The 9,356-nt window shown below is 74.2% G+C and carries 11 protein-coding genes and 1 pseudogene; 9 read left to right on the forward strand and 3 right to left on the reverse strand.

The features are described 5' to 3' along the window. The 3 genes and pseudogenes from H5J33_RS38675 to H5J33_RS14075 all read left to right on the forward strand — a co-directional run. Positions 1-198: pseudogene (locus H5J33_RS38675) on the forward strand (hypothetical protein); the annotation flags it as partial. A gap of 945 nt (positions 199-1,143) precedes the next feature. Beyond that, positions 1,144-1,776 carry a VC0807 family protein gene (locus tag H5J33_RS14070; protein ID WP_399552823.1) on the forward strand — a complete coding sequence of 211 codons (633 nt, stop codon included), beginning with the start codon at positions 1,144-1,146 and terminating at the stop codon, positions 1,774-1,776. 10 nt (positions 1,777-1,786) lie between these two features. Next, complete coding sequence (locus H5J33_RS14075) at positions 1,787-2,476, forward strand: helix-turn-helix domain-containing protein (RefSeq protein ID WP_181795243.1); 690 nt, start codon at positions 1,787-1,789, stop codon at positions 2,474-2,476. Here the strand turns inward: H5J33_RS14075 and H5J33_RS14080 are convergent. Beyond that, positions 2,456-2,860 (reverse strand): VOC family protein, encoded by a 405-nt coding sequence (locus tag H5J33_RS14080; RefSeq protein WP_181795244.1) that lies wholly within the window; start codon positions 2,858-2,860, stop codon positions 2,456-2,458. The genes H5J33_RS14075 and H5J33_RS14080 overlap by 21 nt on opposite strands. 484 nt (positions 2,861-3,344) lie before the next feature. Between H5J33_RS14080 and H5J33_RS14085 the strand changes: the two genes are divergently transcribed. Next, entirely contained in the window at positions 3,345-4,037 is a 693-nt protein-coding gene (locus H5J33_RS14085; RefSeq protein WP_181795245.1) for a DUF4232 domain-containing protein, read from the forward strand. Positions 4,038-4,121: 84 nt separating this feature from the next. Here H5J33_RS14085 and H5J33_RS14090 read toward each other — a convergent pair whose 3' ends face one another. After that, positions 4,122-4,754, reverse strand: coding sequence for a VOC family protein (locus tag H5J33_RS14090; RefSeq protein ID WP_181795246.1), 633 nt, complete (start codon positions 4,752-4,754; stop codon positions 4,122-4,124). Positions 4,755-4,816: 62 nt separating this feature from the next. Between H5J33_RS14090 and H5J33_RS14095 the strand changes: the two genes are divergently transcribed. From H5J33_RS14095 to H5J33_RS14110, 4 genes are all read left to right on the forward strand, one after another. Further along, on the forward strand, positions 4,817-5,449 hold the full coding sequence (locus H5J33_RS14095) for a membrane lipoprotein (RefSeq protein ID WP_181795247.1): 633 nt from the start codon (positions 4,817-4,819) through the stop codon (positions 5,447-5,449). A 70-nt stretch (positions 5,450-5,519) separates the two neighbouring features. After that, positions 5,520-6,176, forward strand: coding sequence for a ThuA domain-containing protein (locus tag H5J33_RS14100; protein ID WP_181795248.1), 657 nt, complete (start codon positions 5,520-5,522; stop codon positions 6,174-6,176). A gap of 156 nt (positions 6,177-6,332) precedes the next feature. Then, positions 6,333-7,196, forward strand: coding sequence for an oxaloacetate decarboxylase (locus tag H5J33_RS14105; RefSeq protein WP_181795249.1), 864 nt, complete (start codon positions 6,333-6,335; stop codon positions 7,194-7,196). Continuing rightward, positions 7,193-7,450 (forward strand): hypothetical protein, encoded by a 258-nt coding sequence (locus H5J33_RS14110; RefSeq protein WP_309485400.1) that lies wholly within the window; start codon positions 7,193-7,195, stop codon positions 7,448-7,450. Before H5J33_RS14105 ends, H5J33_RS14110 begins: the two co-directional genes overlap by 4 nt. Before the next feature lie 105 nt (positions 7,451-7,555). Here the strand turns inward: H5J33_RS14110 and H5J33_RS14115 are convergent, their stop codons facing one another. Continuing rightward, complete coding sequence (locus H5J33_RS14115; RefSeq protein ID WP_181795250.1) at positions 7,556-7,783, reverse strand: hypothetical protein; 228 nt, start codon at positions 7,781-7,783, stop codon at positions 7,556-7,558. A 176-nt stretch (positions 7,784-7,959) separates the two neighbouring features. On the opposite strand from H5J33_RS14115, the gene H5J33_RS14120 reads away from it, so the two are divergent. Then, positions 7,960-9,356: carboxylesterase/lipase family protein (locus H5J33_RS14120; RefSeq protein ID WP_181795251.1), on the forward strand; the 1,397-nt coding region annotated here is incomplete at its 3' end.

Genomic DNA, 9,356 nt, shown 5'->3' on the forward strand with positions numbered 1-9,356 from the left:
CGACGAGGGACCTCTGACGCTCGCGGGTACCGCACCCGCGGCGAACGGAAGCCACTCCGCGAGGCCGACCCCGACGACCCCGACATGCCCTCCGAGTTCCCCGAGCGCTGGTCCCGTTTCCTCCCTCCGGAAGACGTGACGGCACGCCTGCGCGGCCATGCGCGCAATCCCCATCACTCGCACCGCAGGAACGGGAGCGGGAGCGGGAAGGGGAAGGGGAGCGGGGAGAACGGGGGCGGTGGCCCCGAGGCCGGCGGGGGTACCGGGAGCGGCGGGGGTACCGGCGGAACCGGTGACGGCACCGGCGGATTCGGCGGGGGAAGCGGCTTCGGGGGCGGCCATGGAGGCGGCCACGGGGGCGCCGGGAACGGTGGCTTCGGCGGGGCCGGGGGGTACTGGATCGGGCGTGACGCTGGTGCCGGTGGTGGGGAGTACTGGAACGGGGGCCACAACGGCAACGGCGACGTCAACGGTTACGGCGGCATCAACGGAAGCGGCACCGCGGACGGTGACGGGGACGGCGGGAGCGCGGCGCGTCCTGAGTGGTGAGCGCTGACGGACCTCTCCACACCCGGCCTCTCCGTACCCGGCCATCCCGCCCGGCCACCCCACGGCCCCCGGCGCCGTCGGCCGTTTCCACCCTCGGGACTGGACCCCTCGGTGGAGAACGCGCCGGTGTCCGGCCTGTGAATCTCCACCCGTCACTCCACCCGTGCTCCGATCCGCCGGTCCCCGCCCCGCGCCTAGCGTGATCGCACAGGCCGGAGCCGTCCGGCCGCAGCAGGACAGCCGGGCGCCGTCACCGTCGCAGCATCGCCCGGCACGGCTCTGGCACCGGGAAAGGAGGCAGCGGACATGGCGGAGCGGATGGGACGCGGGGACCAGCGCGGTACGACGGGGAGGCCGGCCGGGACCGCGGGGGCGATCAGCGCCGACGGCCCGGTCGGAACGGCCGAGCCACCGCGGCACACCGAGCCACCCCGGTCACCGCAGCGAACCGGACCACCCCGGTCACCCGAGCAATCCGGACCACCTCAGTCACTCCAGCCCCCCGAGCCACCCAAAGCATCCAAGCCCCTGCGGCCTCCCGGCTCCAGGCGCCCAAGGCCCCGGGGCGCCCTCCGCGGCCCTCTGTCCTCCCTCGTGGTGGACATCCTCCTGCCGCTCCTCATCTACTACGCGGCCCGTGCCCTCGGCGCCGGTCAGGGCCCGGCCCTGCTGCTCGGCGGCGCACCGCCGGCCCTGCATCTGCTCGCCGGAGCCGTGCGGCACCGCCGTGTCGACGGCGTGGACCTGTTCCTCACGGTGCTGCTCGTCGCCGCCGCGCTGGTGTCCCTGATCGGCGGCGGCCCCCGCGTCCTGCTGTTCAAGAACGCGGCGCTGTCCCTCGCGGTCGGCGCCTGGGCACTCGGCACCGCTTTCACCAGCAGACCCCTGGCCTTCCGGATGGGCCAGCGGATGCACCGGGGCGAGGCGGTCCGTGCCCGCGCCGGACTCTGGCAGGACAGTGCCCCCTTCCGCCGCGGGCTGCGTGCCCTCACCCTGCTCTGGGGAGCCGAGCAGTTCCTCGACGGTGGCGTGGGTACCCTCGCCGCCGCCACACTCCCGCCGGACACGGTGCCGTTGCTGGACCGCGCCGTCTCCCTGACCCTGCTGGCCCTGGCCGCCGGGATCAGCGCCGGCTACGCCCGCCGCTTCCGCAGACGCCACGCGCTCCCGCTCTTCGGCGCCCCTGCCACGGCACCGCGGGTACCGCGGGCCTCGTGCGCCCCGTAGGCTGGCCGCCGTGTACACGGAGCGGGCCTCACGGCTGACCGGCGCGGTCGTGTGGACGAAGAGGCCGTCCGGCACCGCCGTCCGGCCCGTGCTGCCGGACGGCTGCATGGACCTGCTGTGGAGCGAGGGCCGACTGCTGGTCGCCGGTCCCGACACCCGCCCCTACGCCCCGGAAGGCCCGGCCCGTTCCTGGGCGGGAATCCGCTTCCACCCCGGCACCGCGCCCGCGCTGCTCGGCGTACCGGCGAACGAACTGACGGATCTGCGGGTGGAGTTGGCGGACCTCTGGCCCGCGGCGACGGTCCGGCGGCTGTGCGACCGCATCACGTCGGCCCCGGACCCGGCGAGAGCGCTTGAGGACATCGCCCTGGAGCGGGCGGCGGAGGCGGAAGCCCCGGACCCGTCGCTGCGCCGGCTGGTGGAGTGCCTGGACGAGGGCCGCCCGGTATCGGCGACGGCCGCCGAACTCGGCGTCGGCGAGCGCCGGTTGCACCGCCGCTGCCTGGCCGCGTTCGGGTACGGACCGAAGACCCTGGCCCGGATCCTGCGCCTGCGGCGGGCGCTGGCCCTGGCCCGCGCCGGTACGCCCTACGCGCAGACGGCGATCCTCGCGGGCTACGCGGACCAGCCGCATCTGGCGCGGGAGGTGCGCCGGCTGGCGGGGATGCCGCTCGGGGAGCTACTCGCCGGGAACGGGTAGCGGCGCGAACAGGTCGACGGGGTTGCCGTCGGGGTCGTGCACGGTGGCGTACCGCTGTCCCCAGAAGGCGTCCCACGGCTTCAGCTCCCCGTGGTGACCGGCGGTCACCAGCTCCTCGTACCGGGCGTCGACCTCGGCGGGGGAGCCGCAGCGGAAGGCGAGCGAGACCCGCCCCGGTCCGGCGGGCGGCCGCCATCCGGGATGGAAGGAACGGATGGTCTCCTCGGTGTCCAGGGCGAGCACCAGCCCACCGGGCAACTCGGCCTCGACATGCGGCTGTTCCTCGGCCCCCTCCGGGAACACCGGCCCGAGGCGGCGGTAGAAGGCGAGCGAGGCGGCCAGGTCGGAGACGACCAGGCCGATCACGGCGATGCGTACGGTCATGCGGCCACCGTAGGCAGCGTCCGACGGGCCGGTCTTGAAGGAATCGGACACCGTCCGCGGCTGTCCGGCCGCACAGGGGCGAGCGCCGTTCGCGCGCGGACGCGTGCGCTCCGAGTGCGAAGCCCGCCGCGGTCAAGGTCCGCCAGGTCATGAGTCCGTCCCAACGGACGGCTGTTGCGAACGGTCGCGGAACGCTGTGGGAACCGCCGTCCCGGGCCCGGCGGAGCGCCCGGCGCGGTGCGGCACACCGTGCTCGGACCTCGTCCTTCCTGGCGGAACGCCAGGGAGCACCGAAGGGGCGCGGTGGGTGCGGACGGGGGTGCGCCCCTCGGTGGCGCGTGCCGTACCCGGCCCGCGCCTGTAACAGGGACGTACCAGCGGGTAGTTACAGGAAACGATGAACCGGGCCCGGCCCCTCTTGGTACTCGTAAGCCCCGCCCGCGACCGACGGGCCGGCACCCCGACCGACACGAAGGACGACACCATGCGCGTCAACACGATCACCATCGCAGCCATCGCCGTCGCCGCGGGCCTCTCGCTCACCGCCTGCCAGAGCGACGGCGACGCCACGAGCCGGAGCACCTCGTCCGCCGCGCCCGCATCGGCTGCTTCGACCGGTGACTCGGGGACGGACGCCTCGAAGGGAGATGCCGCATCGGGCGGCTCCGCTCAGGCCGGCGCGACGATCGCCGCCGGGAAGAAGACGGGCGGGGGCCAGGGCACGACCGCCGGGACCGGATCCGGCAAGGGCAGCCAGATCGGCAAGTGCCGCACCGACGAGCTGGAGGTCAAGGCGTCGGACAACACCATCGACGGCGACCCGGGCGGCACCGTCGTGGTGGAGTTCACGAACGGCGGCGGCCGGGACTGCGTGATGTCGGGTTACGCGGGTGTCGACCTGAAGACCAACGCGGGATCGCTGTCCGCGAAGCGCACCGGTGAGCCGGCGAGCAGGGTGGTCCTCAAGAACGGTCAGTCGGTGGCCTTCGGCATCACCTACCCGGTCAACGACTCGGGCGGCTCCGGCGTCCGTATCACCGGGCTCGTGGTGACCCCGCCGGACGAGACCAAGTCGGTCTCCCTCCGCTGGCCCGGTGCCGCCACCCTGCCCGTCACGGACGGCTCCGGCACCCCGGTGAAGGTCGGTCCGATCGGCAGCGCCGGCCAGGGCGGCTGACCCCCGGCCGTCTCGCGGGAAACGGGCCCTGACCCGATGCCCGGGCACCGGGCCCGGTTCGCGCGCGGCAGGGTGCTCCGGCAGTCAGCCGAAGACGACCGGCCCGTTCGGGGTGTGCACGGTGAAGGAGAACGCGGTGGGTCCCTCGGTGAGGTCCAGCGAAGTGCCCAGCGCGGCCGGCCGGACCCGTACCGCCGCCGGGTCGGGTACCGAGGCCGACACCGCCGGCAGCGGGGTGACCGGCAGGCCCGAGGCGGCCGGGTGCCGGGAGTCGCCCCAGCCGATCAGGAACGGCACCGGATCCGGGATTCCCCCGGTGTCCGTGTCGGTCAGCCGCCGGCGCGGTACGGTGCCGTCCGGGGTACGGCGGCTCATCCGCCGTGGCACGCCCGGGCCGACCCCGCGTGTCCGGGCACCGGCGATCGCCGCGTCCAGGTCGGGTGGGCTGATCGCCCAGGTCGGCACGGTGGGACCGGCCAGCCGGTCGACACCGAACGGCCGTGGTCCGGCGGGCTCGGGCTGCTCCGGGTCGGGGCGGGTGATCTCCGGATAGCTCCGGCCGCCGAGCCCGACCAGATGGTTCCGGGTGCCCAGTCCGGGATGGGCACCGCCGGGCACCGGCGTGACCCCGGTCCGGCGTGCGAAGCCGGCGACCGTCGCGGCCAAGTCGGGGGTGGCGCGCACGAGATGATCCAGCAACGGGGCAATGGCGTCCACCTCGCGAGAGGTTACGGGACCGGTGATGCCCCGCGGTATGCCCGTGCGGCACCATGGGCGGCATGATCCGTGCCGCACGCGCCCTGCCGTTGCTCCTCGTCCTTCCCGCACTGCTCACCGCGTGCGGCACCGAGAAGGCGCGTTCCGGCCCCGAGCCGGCGGCCGCCGGCTCCGAGTCGGTGGCGTCCGGTGCCGCCTCGGCTGCCCCGGGCTCCGCACACGCGGCCGGCGGGAGCTCCCGGGAACCGGCGTCCGCCACCCCGGGGCGAGCCGAAATGGACGCACGACTGCGGGCGTTGGGCATCGCACCGGAACTCGTCTACGTCACCGAGGTACCCGGCTTCACGCTCGCGCAGCAGTCCATCGGGGTGAACGGCGACGACGGCTTCTCCGTCGCGTACTGGGCGGAGAACGGCGCCGTCCTGCACCTGTACGCGGAGCGGGGCAGCGCCGTCGACTGCCCGCAGGACCACGTCTGCCGGGCCCCCGTGAAGGGCCAAGTGGTGCGCCTGTACGGGGAGAAGGTCGGGCCCGACGTGCTCCGCCGGGCCGCCGACGCCATCCGCCGTCCCACCCCCGGGGAACTCGTCCCGCTCCTGCCGTCGCCCCGCACGGCGACGGCCCCGGTCCAGCGCGGCGACCTCCCGCCCAACGGCGAAGGAGCCCCCGACAACAGCGTCCCCGGGAGCAGTTGACCGGCCGGCCGGAGCGGTCCCGGCCCCACAGCCTCAACCGCGCCCCCACCGGCCCTCCGGAGACCCCGCCATGCCCCCTCGCCTCCTCCTCTACACCCGTACCGCCGACTACCGTCACGGCTCCATCCCGGATGCCGTCGCCGCCGTACGGGCGTCCGGGGGGTTCGCCGTGGAGCACACCGAGGATCCAGCGGACCTCGAACGCCCGCTGGACGGGTTCGCGGCCGTGGTCTTCCTGTCCACCAGCGGCGAGGTGCTGACCCCGGCCGGGCGCGCGCGGCCGGAGCGGTACACGAGGGCGGGCGGCGGCTTCGCCGGGGTGCACGCGGCGGCCTGCACCGAGTACGGGTGGCCGTACTTCGGCGAACTCCTCGGCGCCCGCTTCACCCGGCACCCCGCGTACCAGCCGGGGCGAGCCCTCGTCACCGACCCCGGCCACCCCGCCACCCGGCATCTGCCGCCGGTGTGGGAGTTCACCGACGAGTGGTACGACTTCGACCGCGTCCCCGGCGGCCCGGCGCGGTCGCTGCTGCGCGTGGACGAGACGTCGTACGACGGTGGCGGGATGGGCGCGGACCATCCGCTGGCCTGGTGCCGCGAGCGGGGCCCAGCGGGCGGGCGGATGTTTTACACAGCCCTTGGCCATGCCTCGGGCGCGTACCGCGATACGGACTTCCTGGCTCACCTGAACGGCGGACTCGGCTGGGCGGCCGGAGCCACTCAGTAACGTTTCTTCGGTGAACCGGTTCCTCCATTGGGGTGACTAAAGCTCGCGTAGAGGGATGGTCATGTGTGTACCTAGAGATGCTCTTGTCTTGGCAAAGGGCGTCGAGACGCGTGACCCATCCTGCCCGCGTCACCCACCCACAGAAGGAGCCGGACCTTGACTTACGGTAAGAAGCTGCGCGAGCGCATCGCCGGGCCCGGGACCACACCGCTGATCGGCGTGTACGACATGTACTCGGCGTCGATCGCGGCCAAGCACTACGACGGGATGTTCGTCTCGGGCTTCGGCTTCGCGGCCTCGTACTACGGGCTGCCGGACATCGGATTCATCGCCTGGCCCGACATGGTGGCCTTCGTCCAGCGACTGCGGGGCGCCTTCCCGCACCACCACCTGCTGGTGGACATCGACGACGGGTACGTCGACCCCGAGGTCGCCTGTCACGTCGTGGAGGGACTGGAGCGCATCGGCGCCTCCGGGGTGATCCTTGAGGACCAGAAGCGGCCCCGCCGCTGCGGGCACGCCGACGGCAAGCAGGTACTGCCCCTGGAGGAGTACCTGGAGAAGCTGCACAAGGTCCTGGAGACCCGCAAGGACCTGGTCGTCGTGGCCCGTACGGACGCCACGGACGAGCACGACATCCTGCACCGCGCCGAGCGGCTGGCGGCCACCGACGCCGATGTGGTGCTGGTGGACGGAGTGCGCAGCGTCGAGTGGATCAAGCGGATCCGGAAGGTGGTCGGGGACAAGCCGCTGCTGTTCAACCAGATCGCCGGCGGCAAGTCGCCGCGGCTGTCCCTCGGCGAACTCTCCGACCTCGGCGTGGACGTCGCCATCTACAGCACCCCGTGCCTGTTCGCCGCCCACGAGGCGATGGACTCCGCGCTCGCCGGCCTGAAGGCGGCCGACGGACGGCTGCCGGAGGTCGATCCCGCGAGCGGTGTCGGGGTGAAGGCCGCCACCAGCCTGCTGGAGCGCAACATCGCCCCCGACCGGCTCGTCCCCGAGGGTGTGGGCGTGTGACCCGTGCCGTATCCGCGCTCGGGATGGCCACGGCGGTCGCCGCCGCCCTCCTCGGCGCGGGCGCCGTCCCGGCCGTGGCGTCCGACAGCCTGATCACCGTGATCGACAACTCCGAAGCCGACTCCTGGCTCGAAGTCGATCGCACGGGCAACGTCCAGACCGGCAGCGGCACCGCCGGCAGCGACCACGACGGCAGTGCCGTGGACGTGGTCGAGGCGCTCCTCGCCGGGCCGAACCAGGACGAGGAGGACTGAGGAGCGCGGCGGCCCCGGGGGACGGGAGGACAACGGAACACGAGCGACGGCCGGGCACCCCGAGGGAGGTGGCCGGCCGTCACGCGTGACGAACTTGGCCGGGGCTCAGTCCTCTCCGGGGTCGGGGCGGCCGTTCTCGTCGAGTTCGACGTCCTCCTCGGGATCGTGCTCGTCGGCGGGCGACACCGCGGACGAGTTCGCGGGCGAGGTCACGGCGGCGCGCTGCTGTGCGGGGGCGAGGGTGTGCCGGGCGGCATGGGCCGTGCCGTAGGCGGCGGCCAGGGCGACCGCGGCCACGGCGAGGGGCGCGGCGATACGCGTGCTGTGGTCCATGCCCGGCCAACGATCCCCCCGGGGCGCGGTCACCGCACGACAGCCGAACCGGCCCTCGACATCACGCGGTCGGCCGCTGCGCGGTGGCGCGGGAATACGTTCGCGCCGTGTGGTGCTCTGATGTGAACGGTGTCCGCACCGGTGAGCGGTGCGGCCGCGGCGAAGGGCTGGCGGCGATGGCGGCAGACCAGACGGGACCCGTGGTCACGACCCCCTACGGGGCCGTACGCGGCCGCTACGAGCGGGGCATCGCGGTCTTCCGGGGGATCCCGTACGCCGCCCCGCCCTTCGGCCCGCTGCGGTTCCGCCCGCCACGGCCGCCCGAGCCGTGGGACGGGGTCCGGGACGCCGGTGCCTTCGGGCCGACCGCGCCGAAACCGCCGTACTCCGAGGCGTTCGCCCAGTACCTGTCCGACCCGGACATCCCCGGCGACGACTGTCTCAACCTCAACGTCTGGACCCCCGAGCCGGGCCCCGGCGCCCGCCTCCCGGTGCTGGTCTGGCTGCACGGCGGCGCGCTGACCAGGGGTTCCTCGGCCGTGCCGGTCTACGACGGCGGCACCTTCGCACGTGACGGGGTCGTCTGCGTCTCGGTCAACTACCGGCTCGGCGTGGAGGGGTACGGCCTGTTCCCCGACGCGCCCCCGAACCCCGGCCTGCGCGATCAGCTCGCCGCCCTGCTCTGGGTGCGTCAGACGATCGCCGCCTTCGGCGGCGACCCGGACCGGATCACCCTGTGCGGACAGTCGGCGGGCGCCATCAGCGCCGGTGCCCTGCTGGCCGCGCCCCGGACGCAGGGCCTGATCCGGCGGGCGGTGCTGCAGAGCGGACCACCCGAGGTCTCGGACCGCGACAAGGTACGGCGCATGGTGCGCCGGATGGCCGCGCGGTTGCGGATACCGGCGACCGCCGAGGCGTTCGCCGCCGTCGACCGCGGTCTGCTGCTGCGCACCCAGGCCGAGGTCGGCCGGCTGAGCAGCCCGGTGCTGGGCGGTCCCGCGTTCGGCATCGTGGTGGACGGCGACCTCGTGCCCGGGGACCCGCTGAAGGCGCTGGCGGAGGGCACCGCCGCCCGGGACGCCGAGCTGCTCATGGGCTGGACCCGGGACGAGTACCGGCTGTGGCTGGTGCCCGGCGGCCTGCTGGAGCGCGTCGACCGGCTCGGGGCGGTCGCCCTGGCCGGGGCCATGGCCCGCTGCCACGCCGGCCACGACATCCCGCGGGGCTACCGGGTCCTCGACCCCGACGCCGGAACCGCCGAGATCGTCGGCCAGATGGTCACCGACCATCTGCTGCGGGTGCCGCTGCACCGGCTCGCCGACGCCCGGCCCGGCGCCAGTTACCTGTACGAGTTCGCGTGGCCCTCCCGGCTGCCCGGCCTCGGCGCCTGCCACGCCCTCGAACTGGGGTTCGTCTTCGACACCGGGGGCGTGCCCGAGTCCAGGAAGCTGGCCGGCGAGGGCGCGCCGCAGGAGCTGTGCGACGCGATGCACGCCGCCTGGGTGCGGTTCGCGACGACCGGGGACCCCGGCTGGGCGGCCTGGGACGCCACCCACCCCGTGCGGATCTTCGA

Origin of the sequence: Streptomyces sp. WELS2, assembly GCF_013870595.1 — a bacterium.
In the GTDB taxonomy this organism is placed as follows: Bacteria; Actinomycetota; Actinomycetes; order Streptomycetales; family Streptomycetaceae; genus Streptomyces.